Source organism: Streptomyces sp. 142MFCol3.1 (genome assembly GCF_000424945.1).
Classification (GTDB): Bacteria; Actinomycetota; Actinomycetes; order Streptomycetales; family Streptomycetaceae; genus Streptomyces; species Streptomyces siamensis.
On record NZ_AUKV01000009.1, the window covers coordinates 38,197 to 62,129 of the forward strand.

Below are 23,933 nucleotides of genomic sequence, written 5' to 3' on the forward strand. Positions count from 1 at the left end.
CCGACGCCCTCCACCCGCACCACAGCAGTGCCGCCCGCCGACTCGAACACATCGCGAAACCCTGGACTTCGAACTGGCCGAACCCGCCGGACTGACACGCCCAGGACATGTCGTAGACCGCGAGGCACCGGACACGGGGGGACTCCGCCCTGGTCCGGAGCCCGGAGCCCGGGCCCGGAGCAGGTCGGCCGTTCGGCCCCGCCCCGGTCGGGACAGCGCGAGTCGGCTCACGGTCACTCCCCGCCCGCGTCCCCCTTGGCCGGCACGCAGCGCCAGGCGAGCGCGGCGGCCGTCAGGTAGGCGAGGACACCGATGCCCATGCTGACGCGCAGCCCGGACCCGTAGTCGCTGCTGGTGGCCAGCAGGCTGCCTCCGAGTGCCACGCCGGTGGCGCTGCCGATCTGGCGGGTGGTGTTGAACAGCCCGGAGGCGGCTCCCGCGTACGCCGCCGGCGCCGAGCCCATCACGGTGGCGGTGGATCCGGTGAGCGCGAAGGACGTGCCGAACCCGGCGGCCATCATCGGGACCACCAGCAGCGTGTATGCGGGATCGACCCCGGCCGCGGCCCAGCCGGCCAGGCCCAGGGCGCCCAGGAGCATTCCGGTGATCACCAACGGGCGATCGCCGGTACGGCGGGACAGACGGCCGGACAGCACGGAGGCGAACATGGTCATCGCCACCGCCGGGAACAGCGCCAGTCCGGTTTCCAGAGCGCTGAAGCCACGCTGGTGCTGGAAGTACAGGCTGGCCGTGAACACCATGCCGTAGAAGCCGAGGTTGAACAGCAGACCGATGGCGGCGGCGCCGCTCATGGTGCGTGAGCGCAGCAGGCGCAGCGGAAGGGCGGGGCGCCTTGCGAGCCACTCGCGCGCCACGAACACCGCCCCGGCCGGCACGGTCAGCCCGAGCGCGACGAGGACAACGGGATCCGACCAGCCGCGCCGCCCGGCCTCGTTCAGTGCCGCGGTCAGCAGGGCCACCGCAGCCACCACGGCACACTGGGCCGGCCAGTCCAGGGCCCGGTCGGCGCGCCGGGGGGACGGCGCGACATGACGCAGCGTCAGGATCAGGCAGATCATGCCGACGGGCAGGTTGATGAGGAAGACCCACCGCCAGCCCGCCGTGGTCACCAGCAGTCCGCCCAGCAGTGGTCCGGCGGAGGCCGCGACACCAGCCATCGATCCCCACAGCCCGAAGGCGCGCGAGCGTGCCACCGGCGCCGGGTACGCCTGCTGGAGCAGGGCGAGGGAGCCGGGGACGATCAGTGCCGCGCCGAGTCCCTCCACGAGACGCGCCACGACGAGGAAGGCGGTGCCCGGCGCGGAGGCGCACGCGGCCGAGGCCAGCGTGAAGACCGCCACGCCCGCACAGAAAACGCGCCGGTTGCCCAGCCGGTCGCCGAGCGCGCCGCCGGACATCAGGAACCCGGCGAAGACCAGGGTGTACCCGTCCGTGATCCATTGGATGCCGGTGAGCGAGGCCGACAGTTCCCGGCCCACCACGGGCACCGCCACGTTGATGATGGTGACGTCCAGGATGACCATGAAGTATCCGGCGCACACCGCCAGCAGCGGTGCCGTGGAGCGCTGTGCGGCCGTGGCATCGGGTCCAGGGGGCCCGGGCTCGCCGCCACTGACCGATGCCGCGAAGGGCACGTCGCCGACTCCGTCCTGTCCGCGGACATCTGACCAGGTCAGCATGCTAGGGCGGCCACGACGGCCAGTCGACGACCTACGGCTCTTCCGGCACGGTGTCGGCAGGCGCTCTCGGCAGGCGCCGCCCGTCCACCGCTGTCGCGGGGGCTCCGCCCTGTGTCATGGAGCGGACTCCGAGGCTCCGGCCCCCAAGGAAGTGGAGTACGGGACGGTGGTGGGCGCGTCCGGACGACCGGCGGGGGTGCTCTTTCGGGCCGACGTCCGCAGGAGGAGGCCGGCCGAGAGGGTCGCCGGCATCGCGAGCGCCGCGAGGAGGCTGAAGCCGTAGCGTGTGTCGCTGCGGTCGGTGACCGTCGCGACGAGGACCATCACGCCGACCGTCGCCGCCAGGCTGCTTCCGTTCGCGAGCCCGAAGGCTCTGCCCACCGAGGCGTCGTCGGCCGAGGCCATCAACATGGTGCGGGAGGCGATCCGCGCCTGCCCGAAGAAGAACGCGCCGAGCGGCACCCCGATGAGATAGCCGGCGAGCCCGAACCGGCTCTGCAGCACGAGGCCCGCGTGGCACAGGACAAAGCCCACCAAGGCGATGCGCAGGTCCGCGTGGCGTCTACTGGCGATCCGGTATCCGACGGTGGCCGCCAGGAAGCCGAGGCACCCGAGGGCGTCCACGACACCGAACGCCGCCGCACCCAGGTGGAGTTCGCCGATCACGGCCGTGGGCAGCAGTGCGTTGAAGACCGTGACGACCACGCTGCCCTGGGCGTAGAGCAGGATGAAGCGCCGTACGCGCAGCGGCCCGTGCGGCCCTGCCGGGACACGCGCGTGCTCTGCGGCACCGGTTGCCGTCTCCCGGTCCGGACGGCCGCCCATCGAGAGGACGCAGAGCGCGGAGACCACGAAGGTTCCGGAGTTGAGCAGCAGCAGCGGCTCGGCCCCGAACGCCTGGACGCCAAGCCCTCCCAGCGTCGCCGACAACAGCATCCCCGCCTGAGTTCCCATCTCGTAGCGGGCGTTGAACCGGCCCAGCCGGTCGGCCGGGACCCGTTCCTTGATCAGCGCGGAACTGGCCGGAAAGTGCAGGGCGCTGACCACGGAAAGCCCGAGATTGACGCTGTAGATCCCGGCGCCCGGTGCACCACCGCAGGCCAGCCACAGTGGGAGCGCGAGGGCCAGCACCGCACTGGTGACATCGCAGCCGATCCACAGGGCCCGCCGGTCGAAGCGGTCCGCCAGCCGTCCGCACAAGGGGGACAACACCGCCTGCGGACCGGCGACGGCGATGAAGAGCCAGCCCACGGCCATCATGGTCTGCTGCTGCCTGATCATGAGCAGCGCGCCGACGATGAGCTGGACGTTGTTGCCCAGGGCGGTGGTGAACGCGGCGGCCACGAGCGGCCGTTCGGGCCGGCAGGGGCGGTGACGAAGGATCATGCCACGAGTGTCCGGAGCTTCCCTGACATCCTTTGTCAGGGAACTGCGATCCGATGCCGCGACTTCAGCTCCGCGGCCGGGCTATGGCTCGACGAACGTGACGGTCTCGTCGAGCGGCGCCCGGCAGGTCCGGGTGTGGCGCCCGGTGCCGTCCTCGTACCCGATGGACATGCCGCGGAAGAGCATGAGGTCGTCGGGGGGGGGTGACAGGCCTCCGCGACGGTCTCGCGGCACGCCGACCATGCCGTCTGCGGGCAGCTGTGCGGCCCTTCGGCGCGGAGCAGCAGCATGACGGTCTGCAGATACATGCCGACGTCGGACCCCTGGGGCCGCCCCAGGTCACGGTCGATGCAGGATGCAGCAGGACAGGGCGGCGGGCGCGCCGAAGCACTCGCAGTGCGCAAAAGCGGCCCGCTGACGCGCCTCCCAGTCCTCGTGTGCGACTCCGCGTGCGCTGCAGCGCTCATGGCCGAAGGCGGATCGGCGCTCGCACCGTCTGCCGCCCGTCCGCCCGCCGTGTCCGCGGGCCTGCGTGGGAGCCGGCGTCTCAGGAAAGCCAGTCGCTGTAGCGGGTGGGGGCGACGCGGGCGTCCTTGTCGGTGAGGACGTCGCCCTCGACGGCCGCGAACATGCCGGCGGTGGGGTCGGTGACGACGGTGCGCTTGTCGCCCTTGCGGGACAGGGTGATCCGGCCCAGTTCGTCGAGGTGGAAGATCTCGGGGCCGCCGATGTTGCGCACGCCGTTCAGGGGGGCGCCCGCGGCGACTTCCGCCACCGCCTCGGCCACGTCCTTGGCCGCGATCGGCTGAATGGGTGTGGCGGGCAGCCGGACGGTGTCGTCGTCGGAGGTCCAGGACAGGACGGCGTCCATGAACTCCATGAACTGTGTCGCGCGGACGATCGAGTAGGGGATCGGTCCGGCCGTGAGGATCTGCTCCTGGAGCGTCTTGGCCCGGTAGTAGTCCAGCGCCGGCACCTGGTCCACGCCGACGATCGAGAGGATGACGAAGTGGCCGACGCCGCCCTTCCGGGCCGCGGCCAGGAGGTTGTCCATCGAGGTCTGGAAGAAGGCCGCGGAGGCTTCGTCGAAGGTCGGGGAGTTGGTCAGGTTGACGACGACGTCGGCTCCGGCCACCGCCTCGTCCAGCCCCTGGCCGGTGAGTACGTCGATTCCGGTGGACTTCGAGTGCGGTACCGCCTTGTGCCCGGCGGCGTTCAGGACCTTGACGACCTGCGATCCGATGAGCCCCGTACCGCCGATGACCGCGACCTTCATGACACACCTTTCGTCGAAGGATATGTCTGCAATATGGCATACGGGGCATCGAGTGGGCGCGGCCAGAGGCGGCGTGCTGATCGGTGAGGGGCGCGCCGCCTCTGACGCCTGGCTTCAGGTGGGGCTGCCGTGGCGGTGTTCATGGTCTGACGGTGCTGCGCGGTGGGACGGGTGCCGGTTAAGCAAAACGAATGTTCGTCTTGACGTCGCGATGATCGATGTCGCAGGATGAGGAACGCAAAAACGAATGATCGTTCTCGGAAAGGAGGAGGCGACATGGGTCCCGCACAGACCGGTAGGTCGGCGATGACCACGTACCAGGTTCCAGGGGGCGCCGGGGCGCCGGCCGTGCCCGGCCCGCTGCCGTCCGGCACCGTGGCGCTCGCGCTCCAGGGCGGAGGCAGCCTGTGCGCAGCGCAGGTCGGTGCGTTGCGGGCGCTCACGCGGGCGGGGATCAGGCCCGATCTTGTCGTGGGCTCCTCGGCCGGCGCACTCGACGGCGTCGAGCGAGACTCGCGGGACCTCGCCGCGGTCCGCGGGTCGGTGATCCGGCTGTCCGGGGCCACCACCCGCGTGGCGAGCGGCATCGGCCTCCGCGACACCCCGCTGCTGGTCGAGGCCGGCTGCCGGCCGGCCGAGGGCTCGCTCACCCGGCAGCCCGCGGCCGCGGTGTGAGGACGTCCGATGGTCGACCTAGCCTTCCCCGCGCGCCCTCTGGCCTCCAATCCCACACGAACACCGGGCGGACGTGCGCTGCCACGATGGTGGGCGGAGTTGCTGCTGCTGGGGCTGCTCTACGCGGTCTACGAGATCACCCGGGGGCTGCAGCGGGGCTGGACCACCACCGCGGACCGCAACGGCCGGAGCGTCCAGCGCTGGGAAGACGCCGTGCATCTGGCGCCGGAGCAGTCACTCAACGAGGTACTGCACCGCATTCCTGTCCTGGCAGTGCTCGCCGCGTACTTCTACGCCACTCTGCACTACATCGTCACGCCCGCCGTACTGATCTGGCTCTACCGCAGGCATCCCGAGCACTACCGCAGAGCCCGCACCTGGCTCGCCACGGTCACCTTGAGCGCGCTCATCGGATTCTGGCGCTTCCCGGCCACGCCGCCCCGGCTGCTTCCCCGGGCCGGGATCCACGACACCGTGGCCGATGTCGAGCAGTGGGGGTGGTGGAGCGGGCAGACCAGCGCGCCGGACGGGCTGGGCGGCCTCGTCAACCAGTACGCGGCCATGCCGTCCCTGCACGTCGGCTGGGCCGTGTGGTCGGGCTGGCTCCTCTTCCGGCACGCCCGCCGCGGGTCGCTGAGAGGGCTCGGTCTCGCCTACCCCTTCCTTACGACGCTGGTCGTCGTCGCGACGGGCAACCACTACCTCGCGGACGCCGCGGCGGGAGCCCTCCTCATCCTCGTCTTCGGTACGCTCGCAGGCCGCATCAATCCCTTCGGCGGACCTGCCGTCGGGCGGGCGTCCCAGACCCGTCCGGCCACGAGTGGCCCGCGCAACGCCGACGCCCTCTCCAGAGCGCACCGCACAAGTCCCCCCGCGAAGCGTGCCCCAGGTGACTCAACATGACCCATTTCGTTCCACCCCAGTCGCCACCCCCGGACGACGGGGACACCCCGAGCATCGGGTCCCGGCCCCCCGGCGCGCGACCCGGCAACGGCAGCCGTGCGCCCGGCAGTTGGCTGCGCAGTCGGCGGCGCGGCCAGGGCCCCACTCATCTGCCGCTGCAACTGGTGGAGGCCTTCCTCATCGGTCATGACTCCGGGGGGCCGACCGGGGGGCTCCTGCGCTTTCGGACGGCCGACGCCGACGAGGCCGGCCGCTCGCGGCCGTCCTGGTGGCGCCGACCGGACCTGGGACAGCAACTCGCCGGTTCCAGGGGAGAATTGCGGGTCTTTCGCAACGACCGCTCCGACCGGACCGGCACCCGCCCGGCCCCGATCGCCATTCTCACCCTCAACGGCATCACCGACGCCGCCGAGCTGGTCCGGCTGAACATCGGTGGCTCGTTCCTCTCCGTCACGGAGAAGGGAGCCGGACGAGTCGCAGCCGTCGATGTCGACGTGCGGTTCTCGGCCGGCTTGTGGGGGCTGCTCCTCCCGGAAGACACGCGATGCCGGGTGCACCTGGAAGGTCCGGCCCACCTGATACCCGAGTGGCCGATGCAGCGATGAGCAACTCGCGACAGGCCGGGGTGGATGGCGAACGGGATCCAGGCGCGGAAGCGGTCGGGCCGGACGGACATGCCTGCCGGACGGGCGAGTTCATCCCTCCGGTGCGCTTCCGCCGACGGACCGTGCTGACCGCGGGCGTCATGGTGGTCGTGCTCGGTACGGAATCGGTGCTGGTGGCGCCCTACGCGCGCCGTGCGGCGGGCCAGTTGGCCCATGTCCGGCCGATGTGGCTCCTGTTGGCCCTCGGCGCCGAGATGGCTTCCATGATGGCGTTCGCCCGCCTGCAACGACTGGCACTGGGAACCGGCGGTCTGCGTGTCGCGCTCGGCTCCGCCGTCGCCACGGTGTTCGGCGGGAACGCCCTTGGCGCCACCCTGCCCGGCGGAAGCCTGGTTGCGATCACCTACCGGACGCGCCGCATGCGCTCCTGGGGCGCCAGCGTGCCGCAGATCGGATTCACTCATGCGGCCACCGGTGTTCTGAGCACGGTCGCACTCGTCGTGCTCGCCGGGGCGGGCAACACCCTTACGGGGGACGGCTCGCAACTCGTCCGGGTCGCCGTCCACGTCGGGGGTATCTGCGCGCTCACGAGCGCCGCACTGGTTCTGATCCACCACGCCGCGGTGTTGCGCCGGCCCGTCAACGCCCTTCTCCGGCTGTGGCGCAGACTGCGACGCGGCTCGGCGGGCAAGGCGTCGGCCGACCGACTGGTCGACGAACTGGCGGCGATGCACCCGCCGGCCCGATTCTGGGTGGGGGGCTTCGGTTTCGCCCTGCTCAACTGGGCGGGCGACTGCCTGTGTCTGCTCGCCGTGTGCCACGCGGTGGGCGCGCGGCCGGCGTTGGGCACGGTCGTGCTGGCCTACACGGCCGGCGTCGCCGCCGCCTCGGCCATGCCGCTGCTGCCCGCAGGGATCGGTGCCCTCGACGCGGCCCTGGTCCTCGCTCTGCACCACGGCGGGGTGGCCAGCAGTACCGCCACGGCCGCCGATCTCCTCTATCGGACGATCACTCCCGGGCTGGTGGGCGTCGCGGGATGGGTGCTTCTGCTGCGGCAGCGCCGGCGGTCGGCCCGTGGCCAGGGGCCGTGCGCCTGCGCCCTGCCGACGGCTTCGTCGACGAGCCCGGCAGCGAGCCTGGCCTGCTGGAGGAGATAGCCGGGTCGGAATCCGCCCCAGTAGGCACAGGCGGGCATGCAGAAAAACGAACATTCGTCTTATGTTTCCCTGATCGCCGAGCCGAGCCGGCCCGGCAAAAAGAACAATTATTCGCCTTTGGAGGCATGATCGTGAAGAACCCGTTGGTGCGATTGCTGTCCTTGCGACGGGCCGTCATCGTGATCGTGGCGCTGCCGCTGGTGGTCTCGCTGGCCGTGATGGCGTACGCGTGGCCCGCGTCGCGCATCGCGCCGCGTGATCTGCCGGTGGGGATCGTGGGTACGAGCGCGGCCAGCCAGAAAGTGGTCGAAGGCATGGCCCGCAGCAAGCCGGGCGGATTCGACTTCCATCTCTACGCCGACGAGGCATCGGCGCGCTCCGCGATCAAGAGCCGGGAGGTCTACGGCGCCTTCGTCATCACCCCCGGCAGTCTCACCGTGCTGGAGGCCTCCGCGGCGAGCACCTCCGTGGCCCAGCTGATCCACACGTCCGGTCGGCAACTTGCCGCACAGGCGGCCAAGTCGGCAGCAAAGGACGCCCCGGTGGCCGACGAGACGTCCGTCAGGTCCAAAGCCGGAAGGGGCGAGGCCGGAAGGGGCAAAGCCGGAAGGACCGTTGCCGAATCGGCGGCCAAGGTCGTCGTGACGGATGTGGATGTCGTCCCGACTTCTGCGGACGACCCCCGGGGAGTGGTGTTCAACTCGGCGGTTCTGCCGCTCACCATATGCAGCATTCTCATCGCGTCGTTCCTCACGATGTCCTGCCTCCGGATGCCCAGGTGGCGTCGTGTCGTCGAACTGGTCGCCGCGTGCGCGGCGGCCGGCTTCACCGCCTACTTGGTCGCCCAGGGCATGCTCGGGGCGCTGCCGCACGAGCAGGTGGCCACGTGGGCGGCCCTCTCTCTCACCATGCTCGCCATCAGCGCGACCAGTGCGGGCCTGATCACGCTCGCCGGTCCCGCGGGGCTCGGGCTCACCGCGTTGCTCATGGTCTTCGTCGGGAACCCGTTCTCCGGTGTCACGTCCGCACCGGAAATGCTGCCCATGGCGGTGGACACCATCGGCCAGTGGCTGCCTCCGGGTGCCGGTGCGAATCTTCTGCGCAGCACGGCGTACTTCGACGGCAACGGCTCCGAAGGCCACATCACCGTTCTCGCCCTGTGGTGCGTCCTCGGCCTGACGGCCGTAGCCCTCGGTCGTCGGACTCCCACCGTCGCGGACGGATCGCCTGTGCAACACCCCGACAGGACCGACGTCGCGGGGTCTGAAGCCCCGGTCGCGAGTGAAACCGGGACGCCCTCCTCGCGGCCGACCCCCGAACGGCACTCCGAGTCGCCCTCGCCGGCGCTGGAAGTGAGCCCCGCACACTCGCACGCCCGGCACGCGGCCGACCACTGAGACGCGCCGCGGCGGGAGCCGTCTGACGCCGTGCCGCGCCGGCAGTGAATGAGCGTCGGCGCTGCCTGCGGAAGGGGTCCCGCCCGGGCCCACAACGCAGCATCAGATACGGGTGCACCACGACATGCTTGAGTCGTCGTGGTGCACCCGAAGCCCGTATCCGAGTCCCGCCATCACGGCTGGACGGTCCCGTCATGACAGCGGAACGCACGCTGAAGAGCCGCCCCGAACGGCTTGATCCGACGGGGTGGCCCCTGCTGGGACCGATGGCCGGTCAACGGTGCCCGCCCAGGGTCAGGACGCGGTCGCGTCGGGCCACAGAGCCCGCAAGGCGTCGGGCACTCCCTCCACGTCCTTGGACCCACCGATGGCCAACTGGAGAAGGTAGCCGGGCAGGGCGCACATGAGAGTGGCCGCGATCGCTTCGGCAGTCGCCTCGCGCGGGAAGGCGCCGCTGTCCTGGTGCTCTCGGACGACCTCGGCGAGATCGGAACGCATCCGGGCCAGCAGGTCGTTGAACTGCCTGGCGAGTGCGGGGTTCCGCAGGGACTCGGACCAGGCCAGCACTGCCAGTCCGGCGACGTTCTGCTCGACCGTCTTGGTCTTCACCATCTCGAAGACATCGGCCATCATCGCGCCGACAGAGCTGCTGGACCGATCCGTGGCGACGCTGTGGACCATCGTCACGACCTCACGCATGTTCTCCTCGGCGATCGCCGTGATCATCTCTTCCTTGCTGGCGAAGTGCCGGTACACCGCGCCTGCCGAGAGACCGGACTCCGCGAAGAGGTCCTGCATGGACGTCGAATGGAACCCGTCCCGCAGGAAGCAACGGCGTGCCGCGTCCAGGATCTGCGCGCGGCGGGCCTCCATGTACTGCGGGGTGACCTTGGGCATGGATCCATCCTAAGCGATAAAAAACGAATGGTCGTGTTAGCTTAGCGTGCCGACGGGTGGACAGGGGACGGTCGAAGCACCTCGATGGGAGGGGCGCATACGGGTTTGAGCTTCGCGAATACGCCAACGCGGTCTGTATGGCCCATTCGACGCGAGAAACCGAACGCAAATACCTGACGCCGGCGGCCGACGACCTCGGATGGCTGTCCGGCCTGACCCGTGTGGCCGGGGTCGCCTCGCTCGCGGAGCGCGGCGTGCAGGAGCTGGACGCCGTCTACTACGACACCGACGATCTGCGGATCGTCCGCTCCCGCGCGTCCTTGCGGCGCCGGACGGGCGGCACGGATGCCGGGTGGCACCTGAAACTTCCCCTGTCGGGCGACAGCCGTGAGGAGATCCGGGCCCCGTTGTCATCGGTGGACGTCCCCGACGAACTGCGGCAGCTCACTCTCTCCCGCACACGTGGCGCAGCCCTGCGGCCGGTGGTGCGCATCCGCTCCACCCGCTCCCTGAGCCACCTCCTCGATGCCGAGGGCGACGTCCTGGCAGAACTGAGCATGGACACGGTCAATGCCGACTCGCTGCTCGACGACGACGGGCATGCGAGTTGGAACGAGATGGAGATCGAACTCGCCGAGGACGGCGACCCCGCGCTCCTGGACGACGTCGAGCAGGTGCTGCGCGAGAACGGCGTCGACCGCGCCCCGAGCCCGTCCAAGGTGCTCCGGGCGATCGAGGAGACCACGCCCCTCCTGCGACGCACGCCGGACGCACGCGCCCGGATCACTCCGGGATCCGCCGGCGACCACGTACTCACCTACGTGGACGGGCTGGTCCGCGCCCTCACGGACCTGGACCCCGCGGTCCGCCGCGACGCACCCGACGCGGTGCACAAGATGCGCACCACGGCCCGCCGCCTGCGCGGATGCCTGCGTACCTACCGGTCCGTGCTCGACCGCGAGATCACCGACCCGATCCGGAAGGATCTGCGGTGGCTCGCGCGCGAGCTCGGCGCGGAACGCGACCAGGAGGTACTCCGGGAACGGCTGACCTCCGGGATCCAGGAGCTGCCGGTGGAGCTGGTCCTCGGCCCGGTCGGCGCACGCCTGCAGGCCTGGGACGCCGCGCGGCGGGCCGAAGGCCGTCGACGCACCCTCGACGCGCTCGGTTCGGCCCGCTACCTGAAGTTGCTGGAGCGGCTGAAGCGTCTGGCCGACGCCCCGCCGCTTCGCGCCAAGGCGACAGGCAGGCCCAAGAAGGTCCTGGTCAAGGCGCTCCTGAAGGAGTACGACCGGCTCGCCCAGCGCATGGACCGGGCGCTCGACATGCCCGCCGGACCGGAGCGTGACGCCTCGATCCATCACGCCCGCAAGGCTGCCAAGAGGGTCCGCTACGCCGCGGAGGCGGCACACCCGGCCCTGGGGAAGCCCGTGCGGCGCCTCGGCAAGCGCGCCAAGGCCGTGCAGCAGGTGAGCGGAGCTCAGCACGACGCTGTCGTGGCCTGCGGCACCCTGCGCGCTCTGGCCGTCTCCGCGCACGCGGCGGGCGAGGCCGGCTTCACCTGGGGCCTGCTGTACGGCCAGGAGAGGGTCGCGGCCGGCGCCCGGGAGCGTGAGCTTCCCGAGGCGTGGGCGCGTGTTCCCGCGGCGGCTCGGCGCAAGCGCCTTCGCCGCTGAGTCGCATGGCCATGTGCGTCGCAAGGTCGCAAGGCCATCTGTGGGGTCACGCGCTGGTGGGCCTGCGGAGTCACGCGCTGGTGGGCGGGCCCGCCGTCTGCTGGTTGTAGCGGCGGGCAGCCCGGTCGTTGAGGGCGCTTCCCCATTTGCGTACGGCTTCCGACAGCGAGCCGGCACGGCGGTCGATGTCGCGGCCCTGGGTGAAGTGCGTGTCGGACGTGGCACCTTCGGCGGGCTCGGACGGAAGGGCGCGGGCCAACAGGGAGTTGAGACGGGTGAACGACGCCGGGGCCACGCCATGGGCGAACGAGGCGGCGCGAGCCGCCGGGGTGAGCACCAGTCGGGGTCGCCGTCGCTCGAGGGCACGCACGATCCGTTCGGCCGCGCGCTCGGCGTCCATGGAGATGACAGGGGCGCCGGCGAGCGCCGAGAACCAGGCGAACTCCTTGGAGGAGTCCCCGCCGAATTCTGCCTGCAGATGTGATCCGGTGCGCATCAGCCCGGGATGGATCGTGGTCACGCTCACCCCTTGGCCCGCGGTCTCGGCGCGCAGCCCTTCACCCAAGGCTCCCACCGCGGCCTTCGCACACGAATAGGGGAGGAGGTGGGGTACGGCGAAGAGGCCGCCGACCGATCCGATGAGCCCGAGTCGGCCGCCGGCGGCACTGCTGCGCAGCGAAGGCAGCGAGGCCAGGGCGATGTTGAGGGCGCCTTTGAAAATGGTCGCCATGGCGTCGTCGAAAGCCTCACCGTCGATCGCCGCCGTAGGTGACACCTGGATCACCCCGGCGTTGGCGACGACGATGTCCAGGCCGCCGCACCGGTCCGCAGTCCGACGGACGGTGGCCTCGACGGACGGCCGATCGCGTACGTCGCACACGGTGGTGGAAACGGGTGTGCCCGTGTGCTCCTCGATCCACTCGGCGCCTCGCCGCAGTTCGTCCGCGTCCCGGGCCACCAGGGTGACGCGGCAGCCGCGCAGAGCCAGCCGTGCGGACAGCAGGAGCCCGAGCCCGCGTGAGCCGCCCGTGACCAGTGCGGACAGCCCCAGGAGTCCGGACGCATGTGAGGTTCGAGCCACCTTCATCACCTCGATGTCTGCGGTGTCGGGTCGTTCATGAGGCCTGCGGGATCCGAGCGAACTCCTCGACGATCGCCGCACAGAACGCGGGCAGATCGTCCGGACCTCGGCTGGAGATCAGACCGCGATCGACGACGACCTCCTCGTCGACGACCTCGGCTCCCGCGTTGCGCAGATCCGTTCGGATACTGGGCCAGGAGGTCAGACGGCGCCCGCGCAGCACATCCGCCTCGACGAGCGTCCACGGCCCGTGACAGATGGTCGCCACGGGCTTCCCGCTGTGGATGAACTCCCTGACGAACGCGACGGCTTCGTCGTCCGTGCGCAGTTGGTCGGGATTCATGGTGCCGCCCGGGAGTACGAGAGCGTCGTAGTCCGCCACGGACGCCTCCGCGACCTTCTTGTCCACCGGGATGCTGCCGGCGGGGTCGATGTCCGACTGCCGAGCGCTGATGTCCCCGGTGTGCAGCGAAAGAACCTCCGTCTCGGCTCCAGCGCCGTGCAGCGCACCGCGCGGCTGCTCCAGTTCCATGCGCTCCACACCGTCGGTGGCCAGGATGGCGACCCTTCGGCCGCTGAGCTCGTTGGTCATGGTGCTGCGCTCCTTCCGATTCGCCTGATGCGCAGGGCGGTGTGCAGAGGTTTCCCCAGTACGCGATGGGGTCGGGGGCCGCGCGATGACCGGCCGAGCGGTCCGCCGGCGCGGCGCTTTCGCACGCGGGCGCGCAGGCGGCACATTCCGGTCGTGCCATCGCCTCCCGCCGCCCGCGGAAAGCCGGGTCGGGCAGACGGCATTTCGACATCACGCCTGCCCGGGCATGATGTGCCTCCGGTCCCACTGGTGCACGAGTGACCACAATGAACGGCCCCACACGTGGCAAGTCCCACGGAACGAACCCGGCTCACACAGCCCTCGCCCCATCGGCGCGAATCGGGCTGGAACCGCAAGCCGAAGGGCCGAACGATGCGCGCACAACTCCGGTGTGCCGGTTCGCCAAGGCCGGCGCAATGGTTCGTCGGGCACCTCCCGGACGGGGTGGCCCAGCCGCTGACGGAGAAGGCGCGCGGCGACCGGCTGGGCGCCGCCCACGCCGGGATCGGCCCGGGGCGGAACAGTCTCCATGTCCGGTGCGTACGGCGGCGCGGTCGATCCCACGCCGCCGCTGACCATGTTCGACAAGCAGATCCAGTTGCGTATGGGGCAGGCCAAGTTCCCTGTAGTTGCTCGAACAGGCAAAAATGCTCGGAGGGCGTGGTGCGGACCGAGCCCATGGAGGGACTCTTGCTGGTGGGGGTGCGGGAGCAGGCGGTTCCCGCACCCCCCTTCTGTGTCAGGCAAGCGTCGGGTAGTCCGTGTAGCCGCGGTGGTCGCCGCCGAAGGACGTGGCGCGGTCGGGGGTGTTGAAGGGGCCGCCGGCGGCGAGGCGGGCGGGCAGGTCGGGGTTGGCCAGGAACAGGGCGCCGTACGCGATCAGGTCGGCCGTGCCGTCCTCGATGAAGTTCAGGGCGTCGGCGCCAGTGGGCTCCGTGCCGGTGAAGGGGTTGAGCATGTAGGTGCCGGGCCATGCCTTGCGCAGCCGTACGAGCAGGTCGCGTGTGCCGGCGATCTCCAGCTGGTGGAGGTAGGCGAGGCCGAGGGGTGCGAGGGCGTCGACGAGGGCGGTGTACGTGGCGTCGAGGTCCGTGCGGTCGCTCTCGTCGATGTCGTTGTGCGGGTTGCCGGGGGAGATGCGGAAGCCGACACGGTCCGCGCCGATGGCCCCGGCGACCGCCTTCGCGGTCTCGACGGCGAAGTGGATCCGTCGTTCGGGGCTGCCGCCCCACGCGTCGGTGCGCCGGTTCGTGTTCGGGGCGAGGAACTGGTGGATCAGGTAGCCGTTGGCGCCGTGCAGTTCCACGCCGTCGAAGCCCGCGTCGATCGCGTTCCGTGCCGCGGAGGCGAAGTCGGCAATGGTCTCTTGGGTTTCCGAATCGGTCAGCTCGCGCGGGGTGACGAAGTCCTGCGGTCCGTCGTGCGTGTAGACCTGCCCCTTCGCGGTGACCGCGGAGGGGCCGACGGGGGTGAGGCCCATCAGGCTCGGGTGGCAGACCCGGCCGGTGTGCATGAGCTGGAGGAAGATCACGCCGCCCTTGGCGTGCACCGCGTCGGTGACCTTGCGCCAGGCCGCGATCTGCTCGGCGGAGTGGATGCCGGGGGTGTCCGGATAGCCCTGCCCGACCACCGACGGCTGCGTGCCCTCGGTGACGATCAGGCCGGCGCTCGCGCGCTGTGCGTAGTAGGTCGCCATCAGGTCGGTCGGGCTCTGCGCGGGACCGTAGGCGCGGCTGCGGGTCATCGGTGCCATCACGATGCGGTTCGGCAGGCGGGTGCGCCCGAGATCGTAGGGAGCGAAGGCTGTGGTCATGAAGAGTTCCCGTTCGGATCGGTGGCTCGGCATCTCAGCGATGCCAATGCCTGTCCGAACAAGTAAATGCCTTCCTCCATTCCGAAAGTTATGTGACCTGCGTCACTAAGTGCGTTGGATAGGTCGGTAGGCGCCACGCGAGGTGCGGAGGTCGGGCGCGCTAGGCTGTTCTTGCTCGATCAAGATTCTCGTGAAGGGCAGGAGCGACGTGCCGAAGGAAGCGGACACCGGGCCGACCGGGTCTCCCTCCGCTGACGTGGTGCGGCCTCAGCTGCCACCGTCCGTGCAGGCGGGAGCCATGACGCACGCGATCTTCCGTGTGGCCCGTCTGCACCGCATGCTCGCCGGGCAACTCCTGCGCCGCGTCGGCCTGCACACCGGGCAGGAACTCGTCATGATGCAGCTGTGGGACCTCGGCCCCCAGCGCCAGACCGACCTCGTGCGCCTGCTCGGCTCCGACGCCGCCACCATGACCCGCACGGTCAAGCGGCTGGAGCACGCCGGCTTCGTCCGCCGCCGGCCCTGCGAGACGGACAAGCGCGCCACCATCATCGAACCCACGGCGGCCAGCCTCGCGCTGCGCAAGGAGGTCGAACAGGTCTGGGCGGAGCTCGAGGACAGCGTCGCCGGCGACCTGAGGGCGGACGAACAGGACGCCATGCTCCGTGTGCTGGCCCGCATCGAGGACAGCCTCAGCCGGGCCGCCGAACAGCACAGCCCCCTCGCCTAGATCCTGTCCAGGTAGGACGACCGGCTGGTCGAGGTGGCCTCCTCCGCCACGAACAAACAGATCACTCTCAGCAGCCACCGCATGACCGACGGCGGGTCCGCCACCAGGGCGCAGGTGGCCTCGGCCGCTGTCCCCACGGGCCGCGGGCTGTCCATGTCGCCGAGCGGTCCGGCCGTCACGCTTGCCGCCGAGGGGGACTGGAGCGAGGGCGACCTCGTGCCGTTCACCCTGCACTTCGAGCACGGCGGGGCGGTCAGTACCAGCGCGGTGGTGATCCGCCCGACATCGTGACCGATTGCCTTTCCCGTCACGGCCCTTCGGCGACCAACCGCCTCTGGGAGCGCCGGTGGTGTCACATGCGCAGATCGTACGGGTGGTGGCCGCGGTCGACGCGTGGACTCGCGGCGCCCATGGCCGAAGCTCTCTTCCCCGACAGGAGTCGGGCCGAAGGGCCGCTCGGTTCCGGGCTGTTGCTGTGGACTGGATCATGCCGTGGGTGTTGAGTACGACACCGGGGCGGTTTCCGTACCTCCGCATGACGACCGGAGCGCGGATGCGAGGATGAGGCGCCATGACCGCAGGGTGGTGTTCTCGCACAGTACGGGCCGCGATGTTCGCGGCCGTCTGTGTGCTGCTCGCTGCCCTTGGCCACGTGATGATGTCCGGTAGCGACGTGCCGGCGTGGGTGCTGGCCGCCGGCGCGCTCGTGACCGGCGGCGCAAGCTGGTGCCTGACGGGCCGTGAACGTGGGCTGCCGTCGACAGTGGCCGCCGTCGTGGCCGCGCAGACCGGGCTGCACTCCGCCTTCTCGTTCGCCCAGTCGGCGACCGGGGGTGCGAGTTCCCCGGGGCACGACATGGGCTCCATGCAGACGGGGTCGATGCAGATGCGAGCCATGGACAGCATGGACATGGGGCACATGGAGTCCTCCATGACCGGCTCGGCGTCGCTGGGCATGGTCGCCGCCCACCTGCTGGCCGCGTTGCTGTGCGGCCTCTGGCTGGCGTACGGCGAGCGCGCCGCGTTCCGCATCCTGCGCGCTGTGGCCGGATGGCTGGCGGCGCCGCTGCGGCTGCTGCTCGCCCTGCCCCTCACCCCGGAGCGTCGGCGCATCCGGGCACGCCGCCGCTCCTCGGACCGGGCGCGGCGTCTCCTGCTCGCCCACGCGATCACTTCCCGGGGTCCGCCCGTGGGGGCCGCTGTCGCCTGACGACAGCAGGTAGCCCGAGGCCGCTCATGAAGCGCCTCGGGCCTCGGCCGTACGCCCACGCAGGTGCCGTACGGCCGTCTCCCCCCTTCACCGGACCGCTCGCGCTCGCGCGTGCCCTGGTCCGGATCACGGATGACCGAGAAGGACACCAGGTGATTGCTTCCGCCCTGCCCGCGTGCGAGAAACACGACACGGCGATGTCGCTGGACGAGTCGACGACCGCGTGGGCGCTCGCCGCGCGAAGCGGTGACCGGGCCGCCGTCGACCGTTTCGTGCGCGCCCTGCACCGCGACGTCCAGCGCTTTGTGGCCCACCTCTGCGGCGACCCCCAGGCGGTCGACGACCTCGCGCAGGACACGTTCCTGCGCGCGCTCGGCAGCCTGCACCGCTTCGAGGGCCGGACCTCGGCCCGTGCCTGGCTGCTGTCCATCGCCCGCCGCGCGGTGGTCGACAGCTACCGGTACACCGCCGCGCGCCCACGCCTGTCCGACGTACCGGACTGGCAACGGGCCGTCGAGAACGCGCAGCCTCAGGACCTGCCCGGCTTCGACGACGGCATCGCCCTGCTCGACCTGCTCGCGGCGCTGCCGCGGGAACGCCGTGAGGCGTTCGTCCTCACCCAACTGGTCGGCCTGCCCTACGCGGAGACGGCACAGGTCAGCGACTGCCCCGTCGGCACGGTCCGCTCCCGCGTGGCGCGGGCCCGGGCCACGCTGATGGATCTGCTGAACGACGCGGAGGAATCCGTCCCGCAGGCGGCCTGAGGCCGGCCGGAGGGTGTCGGTGCCGTACGCAAGGGATCGGCGCCGACGCCCCCTCCCGGTGCTGCGCATCTCGCCGAGGCGCGACTTGTGAGTGCCGGGAACCGTGCTGCCGCGTCGTACGCGCCAAATGGCCGACTCGCTTGGAAACACGGCATGTTCACTCCGCCCTCGGGGCCCGGTTTGTTCTGGACCGGCCCCCAGGGGCGCGCGTGCGCGTGTGGCGGCGGTGGGTCAGCCGTGGAAGGTGACGTAGCCGTTGCGGTCGGGGTCGGAGCCCGACTTGGTGTACGAGTGGACGTCCGCCTTGCTGCCGGAGGACTTGACCAGGTTGATGGTGTCCTTGTCGTTGTTCCAGATGAAGTTGCAGTTCTGGCGGTAGACGACGTTCTTGGTGTCCGAGTCGGTGCCGTGGCCGCCGCGCAGCTTCACGTAGTCGCCCGGCTGGAGGTAGTGATTGGCCGGGAAGGTGAAGTGGTTCCCGACGGCGTCCTTGACGACGTAACCCTTGAGGTTGACGGTCGTGCTGGACGAGTAGTTCTTGATGGTCAGGTACTCGTCCTTGGTGTTGCCGGTGGAGCAGCTGTTGGAGTCGCTGCCCGGCGCGTCGTACTGGACGCCCTTGATCTTCAGCGCGGACGAGTACTCGGTGGCCTGGGCCGGAACGGCGGCAGCGGCGACGGTGAGCGTGCCCGCAGCGGCGGCGGCAGCCAGAGCGTGACGTATGTACATGAGGATTCCCCCCTCGGTGGTGCGAATGGAGCGTCAGGAGCATATCCGACTGGTGATCGGTGAGTGACGAGATGGTGGAGGAAGTGTGAAGGGGGCAGTTCGTGGGGCGTGCCGTCGAACTCGTCGGCGGGCTGCGGGCTGCGGGCTGCGGCCTGGGGGGCTGCCCTCGGCGTCGGCATCGACGGCGCCGCCGTCCGGGCCGGCGCGCCCACCGCCTTCGGGCCGTCGGCACTGACCTCGTCCGGACGGGACAGGACCGACCGTCAGCGCCCGTCGTCCGGGGGCAGGCTGGGCACCTCGGCACGGAAGTGGCTGACCAGAAGCCCGTACGGCTTGCCGTGCGCGGAGTTCGTCGGCTGCGGCTCGGCGGCCATCGCGCGCAACCGGGCCTTCAATACGTGAGCTTCGTCGTCGGTGAGCCAGAGGTGGCGCAAGGCGGTGTGCGAGGCCTGGCCGGGCCCGCTCGAGAGCATCTCGTCGAGCGCGGCGTCGACCAGGAACTCCGGGCCCACCGCCGCGTCCTCGGGCCTTCGCGCTGACGAAGCCCGCACATGCGCCGGTTCATCGGCATCGCACGAGTATGCCGTGGTGCCGAGGCCCGGCCGCTCGTCAGCCGCCCGCCGTGCCGTATCCGCAGAGCCAGGCGAGGCCGTGGTGGAGCCCGCGGACGTAGTCCCTGCTGCCTGGCAGGTCGCCGGTGTCCTCCAACCGGACGGTCACCGCGTCCAGTTCGGCGGTCAGCACTGCGAGGTCGGGGACGCCCTCGACCGCCCGGGCGGTGACCGGGGAGCCGGCCGACCGCCCCAACGCCCATTCGTACGCGGCCGCTTCCCCGGCACGGAACTGGGGTGACCCGGCACCCTGCCCGCCCGTGAGCTTGTTGAGGGCGGTCTCGACTTCGGGGCAGGGGCGCATGCCGACCCTCTCCGACGCGCTGCCGCTCTCGTCCTCTCCGGTGGTCATGGACCATGAGTACCACCGTGCGTGCACAGCAACCGGGTAGGCGGTGCCGTGAGTTCGAGGGCCGTGCAGACGGGTCAGGCGCAGGCGCGGAGGAAGTCGAGGAGTGCCGCGTTCACCTCGTCCGGCCGTTCCTGCTGCGTCCAGTGGCCGCAGCCTGCCAGTTCGAGGGGCCTGCGATGCAGGTTGGGCATCCGTGCGGGGAGGCTCTCGATGAATTCAGGCGTGCCCGGGAACGACGGTACGGGGTCGCGGTCGCCGTAGATGTACAGGGCAGGAGGGGTGACGACGGCGCCGTCCCACGGTGCGGTCAGTTCCCAGTTGCGGTCGAGGTTGCGGTACCAGTTGAGGGCGCCGGTGAAGCCCTCGGAGAAGCTCTCGGTGAGTGCGTCGAGATCGTCCTCGGTGAACCAGTCGGGCAGCACCTCGGGGTAGGGCATGGCTGCGAGCCATCCCTCGTCGGCGTCGACCAGCGGCTGCTTGGTGTCGCCTGGAGCGTCACCGGAGGCCGAGTGGAAGAGCTTGCGCAGTGCGGTGCGCGGGTCCTTCGCGAACTCCGCGTCGGCAACGCCGGGGCGGTTGAAGTAGTTCCAGTAGAAGCGCCCGCCGAACTTCTTGTCCATGGTCACCAGCGGCGGCTCGGCTCCCCGGGAAGGCGGCGGCACGCTCAGCCCGGCCACCCCGCGCACGATGTCCGGCCGCAGAAGCGCGGTGTGCCATGCGACGGGCGCGCCCCAGTCGTGCCCGAAGACGAACGCCTTCTCCTCGCCCAGGGCATGGATCAGACCGACGACGTCGCCGACCAGGTGGAGGATGGTGTACGCGTCGACGTCGTCGGGATGGTCGGTGCGTCCATAGCCCCGCTGGTCGGGAGCGACGACACGAAAGCCCGCCTCGGCGAGCGGGCCGAACTGGTGCCGCCAGGAATGCCACGACTCGGGGAAGCCGTGCAGAAGCACCACCAGAGGGCCATCGCCTTGCTCGGCGATGTGCATGCGGATCCCGTTCACCTCGACCGTTCGATGCTGGATCATGTGCACGAGCGTACGTGCTGCGATCTTCCGGCGGCGGTCGTGGTCCCGCCCCTGCGGCCGGGGGAGTGAAGAACGCATGGGCACTATGGGACGGGAGAAGGGAGCAGCGATGACCGAGCGCATGGTCGAGGTGGACGGCGTCGAACTGTGCACCGAGTCCTTCGGTGACCCGTCGGATCCGCCCGTCCTGCTCATCATGGGCACCGGGGCTTCGATGCTCTGGTGGGACGAGGGTTTCTGCCGGATGCTCGTCGAGGGCGGGTGCTTCGTGATCCGTTACGACCACCGCGACACCGGCCGGTCGACCACCTGTGAGCCGGGCCGCCCCGGATACACCGGCGCGGACCTCGTCGAAGACGCCGTCCGCGTGCTCGACGCCCATGAACTCCGGGCCGCGCACGTCGTGGGCGTCTCGGCGGGAGGGGCTCTCGGGCAGCTGCTCGCGCTGCATCACGCGGACCGCGTGCTCTCGCTCGTCCTGATCAGCACGTCCTTCGCCGTGCCCGGGGACCGCGATCTTCCCTCGCCGGCCGAGGAGTTCGTGCGGTTCGTCTCGGCCGCACACGTCGACTGGTCGGACGGCGAATCGGTGATCGAGCATCAGGTGGCCTACGCACGCGCACTCGCGGGTGGTCGACGCCCCTTCGACGAGGCCGCCACCCGTGCCCTTGTCCTGCACGACATCGAGCGCGCGCACGATTTCGCGGCGGTCCGCAATCATGACTCACTTCCGGACGGTGACCTCTCGCAGGCGCACCTGTCCTCGATCGCCGTGCCCACGCTGGTGATTCACGGCACCGCCGATCCGGTGTTCCCGCTCCGGCACGGTCAGGCACTGGCCGAACAGATACCTGGGGCGAGGCTGTTGGCGCTCGAGGACGCCGGGCACGGGGTCGAACGTGCAGATCGGTCGACGATCGCCGCGGCCATTCTCGAACACACCGCCGCGGACACCGCCGACTAGTACCGCGTCAGGGACCGTTCCCACGGTCGGCCGACGGTGCCGGATCGCGCCGAGCGGTGTCCTCCTCGGCGTCGAGTTGGTGGTCGGCCCAGACGTAGCTCTCGGGGAGCAGGTCGGTGATGGAGACGGTTCGGACGCGGTCTTCCCCGCCGACGACGACCTTGAGGGCGGGGAAGTAGTCGAGAAGGACCTGACGGCACCGGCCGCACGGGGGCACGACGCCGCGGTCGCGATCGCCCACGGCGACGACCGTGTCCAGCTCGTAGACGCCCTGGGCGGCTGCCGCGCCGATGAGGACCAGTTCGGCGCAGGGCCCTCCGGTGAAGTGATAGGCGTTCACCGCCGTGACGATCCGGCCGTCCCGGGCGCGGCCCGCGGCCGCCATCGTGTGGTTGTCGCCCCGGCAGCGGGTTCGAGCGACGTGGGCCGCGGCCTGGATGAGTTCGCGGTCGACGGGGTCGGTCTGCATGGTCGTCTTCTCCACCTCTCGAGATGTCGGGCAACGGCGATCCGAGCGGCAAAGGGGTGCAAGGGGTTGTCGGGCCCCTCAGGTGCTCGTCGCGCCGGGTCGGGCTGCTTCGTTGCTTGCGGTCGGCGTGGGCGTTGCCGTTCGGGGTCCTACGGCCGTCGACGACCTCGCACGCCCCACCGGCCGCGGCCCGCAACAGATCATCGACCAGTACGAGACCGACATCATCGCCGACCGCGAAGGCCTCGCCTGACGGCGAGGGGGAGGGGTGAGGCCGGGAGGCAGGTCAGGCGCCCAGGCGGCGGATCGCGACCACGGCAGCGTCGTCGTCGAGGTGGCCGTGGACGTGGGCGAGCAGGTCGTCCTGCAGGCGCTGCAGAAGGCCCTCGGGATCCTCCTCGAACCACTTGGGCACCCGCTCGGCGAAGGGATAGAAGACCCCGTCGGCATTGCGTGCCTCGATGACTCCGTCGGTGTAGAGGAGCAGCAGGTCGCCGACCTCGAACGGAAAGGTCTCGACGTCGTAGTCGTCGGGGTCGCAGAGCCCGCCGAGACCGATCGGCAGGTGGCTCGCCCGGGGCGCGACCGTGGTCACGCTCCGGCCGCGGAGCAGGAGCGGCGGCGGATGGCCGCAGGAGATGAGGTGCACGACCGCTTCGTGGTCGGGGATGTCCAGCAGGGTCGCCGTGGCGAAGTCCTCGTCGGTGTCCTGCTCGGTCTCGACGCGCCACTGGTCGGCGTCCCAGCGGAAGGCCGCGTCCAGGTGGACGGCGAGGCGGGGAAGAGTCGCCTGCCGATGAGCGGCCGCGCGAAAGGCCCCCAGCAGCAGGGCGGCGTTGCCGATCGCGCCCAGACCGCTGCCGCGGACGTCACCGATGAGGAGCCGGGTGCTGCGGTGGGCGGTCCGGGCGGCCGCGTACAGGTCTCCGCCGAGATCGGCTTCTTCCTCGGCCGGCAGATACCGGGCGGCGATCCGTAGCGGGCCACTGCGTGCGGGCAGCGGTTGCAGCAGGACGCTCTGGGCGACTTCGGCAACCGACCGCACCCGGTGCAACTGCCGCTCGCGTCCCCGGCGCACGAAGGAGAAGGCGACGCAGAGGACGGAGATGACGACCAGGGCTGCGATCTGGGCCATGACGTTCGCGGTGGACAGGACCCCTCTCGCGGCACCGATCAGTACTTGGGCCCCCACCGCGAGGGCTCCCATCAGCGCCGTCATCCGAGCGCCGGCGAAGGCCACCGTGATCGCGGGGGCCGCCACGAGCAGAGGGCCGAGGTGGATGTGTGCCGGGGCCAGGATGTCGATCACACAGACCGCGACGATCAGGCCCAGCGGGATGACCATCAGCTCGGGCGCGTGTCCCGGCCGCCAGGACTGCCGGAGCTCCGTCCACCGTCGAAGATCCATGCATCAAGCCTTGCACTTGCCTCCGAGTGCGGCCTTCGCCGCCTTGGCGCCGCGGGCTGCGGCCGTGCGGTAAACATGCGCCCAGCGCGGCCGGGGACGCGCCGACGTCCTCGTCGGCACGCCCGGCGGCGACGTCGTCTTCGGCCTCGGCGGCGACGTGTTCGACGGCCGGGGCGGCAACGGCATCCTGTGCGGCGGCACCGGCAACGACCGTGTCTCCGGCGGCCCGGGCAACGACGGCGTCGAGGGCCAGGACGGTGCCGGCCTCCTCACCGGCGACGACGGCGACGAAGCCCTCTTCGGCGGCCCGGCGTCCGATGTCCTGGACGGCGGAACGGGCACCGACACCAGCGACGGCGGTGCCGGCCTCAACGTCTGCACCCGACCGCGCTCCGGCTCCGGCTGCACGATGTGAGGGCCCACCGCCGCAGCCGGGGTGCTCCAGGGGTCCTGCGCGGCAGCGCCGGGCGACCCGCTCCCGCACGCGGCTGACGGACGACGCGGCCC

26 protein-coding genes and 1 pseudogene are annotated in these 23,933 nt (G+C 70.8%); 14 read left to right on the top strand and 13 right to left on the bottom strand.

The genetic code is table 11. From position 1 onward, the window contains the following. Positions 1-233: 233 nt before the first annotated feature. The 3 genes from H305_RS0114495 to H305_RS0114510 all read right to left on the bottom strand — a co-directional run bounded on the left by H305_RS0114495 (position 234) and on the right by H305_RS0114510 (position 4,362). The gene (locus H305_RS0114495; protein ID WP_420708067.1) at positions 234-1,655 is read right to left on the bottom strand and encodes an MFS transporter; all 1,422 of its coding nucleotides are present in this window, start codon (positions 1,653-1,655) and stop codon (positions 234-236) included. Positions 1,656-1,814: 159 nt separating this feature from the next. After that, positions 1,815-3,086, bottom strand: a complete 1,272-nt coding sequence (locus H305_RS0114500) for an MFS transporter (RefSeq protein WP_028801024.1) — start codon at positions 3,084-3,086, stop codon at positions 1,815-1,817. Between the two features lie 547 nt (positions 3,087-3,633). Then, a complete protein-coding gene (locus tag H305_RS0114510) occupies positions 3,634-4,362 on the bottom strand; it encodes an SDR family oxidoreductase (RefSeq protein ID WP_028801025.1) in 729 nt (242 codons plus the stop codon). A 276-nt stretch (positions 4,363-4,638) separates the two neighbouring features. Between H305_RS0114510 and H305_RS53985 the strand changes: the two genes are divergently transcribed. Genes H305_RS53985 through H305_RS45875 form a run of 5 tightly spaced genes read left to right on the top strand, consistent with a single transcriptional unit; the run spans position 4,639 to position 9,099 of the window. Continuing rightward, positions 4,639-5,037: a patatin-like phospholipase family protein gene (locus H305_RS53985; RefSeq protein ID WP_234020796.1), complete on the top strand. Its 399-nt coding sequence runs from the start codon at positions 4,639-4,641 to the stop codon at positions 5,035-5,037. A 9-nt stretch (positions 5,038-5,046) separates the two neighbouring features. Next, the gene (locus tag H305_RS45860) at positions 5,047-5,940 is read left to right on the top strand and encodes a phosphatase PAP2 family protein (protein ID WP_078629047.1); all 894 of its coding nucleotides are present in this window, start codon (positions 5,047-5,049) and stop codon (positions 5,938-5,940) included. Continuing rightward, on the top strand, positions 5,937-6,545 hold the full coding sequence (locus H305_RS53395) for a hypothetical protein (protein WP_028801027.1): 609 nt from the start codon (positions 5,937-5,939) through the stop codon (positions 6,543-6,545). Before H305_RS45860 ends, H305_RS53395 begins: the two co-directional genes overlap by 4 nt. Then, positions 6,542-7,702, top strand: coding sequence for a lysylphosphatidylglycerol synthase transmembrane domain-containing protein (locus tag H305_RS45870; protein WP_158690526.1), 1,161 nt, complete (start codon positions 6,542-6,544; stop codon positions 7,700-7,702). Before H305_RS53395 ends, H305_RS45870 begins: the two co-directional genes overlap by 4 nt. Further along, positions 7,633-9,099, top strand: coding sequence for an ABC transporter permease (locus H305_RS45875; RefSeq protein ID WP_158690527.1), 1,467 nt, complete (start codon positions 7,633-7,635; stop codon positions 9,097-9,099). The genes H305_RS45870 and H305_RS45875 overlap by 70 nt, the downstream gene beginning before the upstream one ends. Before the next feature lie 294 nt (positions 9,100-9,393). On the opposite strand, the gene H305_RS0114540 is transcribed toward H305_RS45875, so the two are convergent. Then, positions 9,394-9,996 carry a TetR/AcrR family transcriptional regulator gene (locus H305_RS0114540; protein ID WP_028801028.1) on the bottom strand — a complete coding sequence of 201 codons (603 nt, stop codon included), beginning with the start codon at positions 9,994-9,996 and terminating at the stop codon, positions 9,394-9,396. Between the two features lie 137 nt (positions 9,997-10,133). On the opposite strand from H305_RS0114540, the gene H305_RS0114545 reads away from it, so the two are divergent. Beyond that, a complete protein-coding gene (locus H305_RS0114545; RefSeq protein WP_028801029.1) occupies positions 10,134-11,672 on the top strand; it encodes a CYTH and CHAD domain-containing protein in 1,539 nt (512 codons plus the stop codon). Between the two features lie 70 nt (positions 11,673-11,742). Here the strand turns inward: H305_RS0114545 and H305_RS0114550 are convergent, their stop codons facing one another. Next, entirely contained in the window at positions 11,743-12,753 is a 1,011-nt protein-coding gene (locus H305_RS0114550; protein ID WP_234020798.1) for an SDR family NAD(P)-dependent oxidoreductase, read from the bottom strand. Between the two features lie 34 nt (positions 12,754-12,787). Continuing rightward, positions 12,788-13,345 (bottom strand): type 1 glutamine amidotransferase domain-containing protein, encoded by a 558-nt coding sequence (locus H305_RS0114555; protein ID WP_028801031.1) that lies wholly within the window; start codon positions 13,343-13,345, stop codon positions 12,788-12,790. Positions 13,346-13,741: 396 nt separating this feature from the next. Between H305_RS0114555 and H305_RS54760 the strand changes: the two are divergent. Continuing rightward, positions 13,742-13,961: pseudogene (locus H305_RS54760) on the top strand (glutathione-dependent formaldehyde dehydrogenase); the annotation flags it as partial. Between the two features lie 123 nt (positions 13,962-14,084). Here the strand turns inward: H305_RS54760 and H305_RS0114560 are convergent. Continuing rightward, on the bottom strand, positions 14,085-15,158 hold the full coding sequence (locus H305_RS0114560; protein ID WP_028801032.1) for an alkene reductase: 1,074 nt from the start codon (positions 15,156-15,158) through the stop codon (positions 14,085-14,087). A gap of 298 nt (positions 15,159-15,456) precedes the next feature. On the opposite strand from H305_RS0114560, the gene H305_RS0114565 reads away from it, so the two are divergent. From H305_RS0114565 to H305_RS0114580, 4 genes are all read left to right on the top strand, one after another. Beyond that, positions 15,457-15,888, top strand: coding sequence for a MarR family winged helix-turn-helix transcriptional regulator (locus H305_RS0114565; protein ID WP_078629066.1), 432 nt, complete (start codon positions 15,457-15,459; stop codon positions 15,886-15,888). A gap of 24 nt (positions 15,889-15,912) precedes the next feature. Then, the gene (locus tag H305_RS45880; protein ID WP_078629049.1) at positions 15,913-16,179 is read left to right on the top strand and encodes a copper chaperone PCu(A)C; all 267 of its coding nucleotides are present in this window, start codon (positions 15,913-15,915) and stop codon (positions 16,177-16,179) included. 280 nt (positions 16,180-16,459) lie between these two features. Next, positions 16,460-17,098 carry a hypothetical protein gene (locus tag H305_RS0114575; protein WP_028801034.1) on the top strand — a complete coding sequence of 213 codons (639 nt, stop codon included), beginning with the start codon at positions 16,460-16,462 and terminating at the stop codon, positions 17,096-17,098. A gap of 152 nt (positions 17,099-17,250) precedes the next feature. After that, on the top strand, positions 17,251-17,862 hold the full coding sequence (locus tag H305_RS0114580; protein ID WP_028801035.1) for a sigma-70 family RNA polymerase sigma factor: 612 nt from the start codon (positions 17,251-17,253) through the stop codon (positions 17,860-17,862). A 231-nt stretch (positions 17,863-18,093) separates the two neighbouring features. On the opposite strand, the gene H305_RS0114585 is transcribed toward H305_RS0114580, so the two are convergent. The 4 genes from H305_RS0114585 to H305_RS0114600 form a co-directional block, all read right to left on the bottom strand. Then, a complete protein-coding gene (locus H305_RS0114585) occupies positions 18,094-18,591 on the bottom strand; it encodes a lamin tail domain-containing protein (protein ID WP_028801036.1) in 498 nt (165 codons plus the stop codon). Between the two features lie 263 nt (positions 18,592-18,854). Next, a complete protein-coding gene (locus tag H305_RS0114590) occupies positions 18,855-19,103 on the bottom strand; it encodes a hypothetical protein (RefSeq protein WP_028801037.1) in 249 nt (82 codons plus the stop codon). A 97-nt stretch (positions 19,104-19,200) separates the two neighbouring features. After that, positions 19,201-19,554 carry a hypothetical protein gene (locus H305_RS0114595; RefSeq protein ID WP_028801038.1) on the bottom strand — a complete coding sequence of 118 codons (354 nt, stop codon included), beginning with the start codon at positions 19,552-19,554 and terminating at the stop codon, positions 19,201-19,203. A gap of 74 nt (positions 19,555-19,628) precedes the next feature. Then, complete coding sequence (locus tag H305_RS0114600; RefSeq protein WP_028801039.1) at positions 19,629-20,585, bottom strand: alpha/beta fold hydrolase; 957 nt, start codon at positions 20,583-20,585, stop codon at positions 19,629-19,631. A gap of 109 nt (positions 20,586-20,694) precedes the next feature. Between H305_RS0114600 and H305_RS0114605 the strand changes: the two genes are divergently transcribed. Beyond that, on the top strand, positions 20,695-21,549 hold the full coding sequence (locus tag H305_RS0114605; protein WP_028801040.1) for an alpha/beta fold hydrolase: 855 nt from the start codon (positions 20,695-20,697) through the stop codon (positions 21,547-21,549). Between the two features lie 7 nt (positions 21,550-21,556). Here the strand turns inward: H305_RS0114605 and H305_RS45885 are convergent, their stop codons facing one another. Further along, on the bottom strand, positions 21,557-22,018 hold the full coding sequence (locus H305_RS45885) for a cytidine deaminase family protein (protein ID WP_051370618.1): 462 nt from the start codon (positions 22,016-22,018) through the stop codon (positions 21,557-21,559). Positions 22,019-22,145: 127 nt separating this feature from the next. On the opposite strand from H305_RS45885, the gene H305_RS55760 reads away from it, so the two are divergent. Next, on the top strand, positions 22,146-22,271 hold the full coding sequence (locus H305_RS55760) for a hypothetical protein (RefSeq protein ID WP_267880794.1): 126 nt from the start codon (positions 22,146-22,148) through the stop codon (positions 22,269-22,271). Positions 22,272-22,304: 33 nt separating this feature from the next. Here the strand turns inward: H305_RS55760 and H305_RS0114620 are convergent, their stop codons facing one another. Beyond that, positions 22,305-23,426, bottom strand: a complete 1,122-nt coding sequence (locus tag H305_RS0114620) for a PP2C family protein-serine/threonine phosphatase (protein ID WP_051370587.1) — start codon at positions 23,424-23,426, stop codon at positions 22,305-22,307. 157 nt (positions 23,427-23,583) lie between these two features. Here H305_RS0114620 and H305_RS45890 point away from each other — a divergent pair, with 157 nt between their 5' ends. Beyond that, the gene (locus tag H305_RS45890; protein WP_028801042.1) at positions 23,584-23,841 is read left to right on the top strand and encodes a calcium-binding protein; all 258 of its coding nucleotides are present in this window, start codon (positions 23,584-23,586) and stop codon (positions 23,839-23,841) included. Positions 23,842-23,933: the final 92 nt, after the last annotated feature.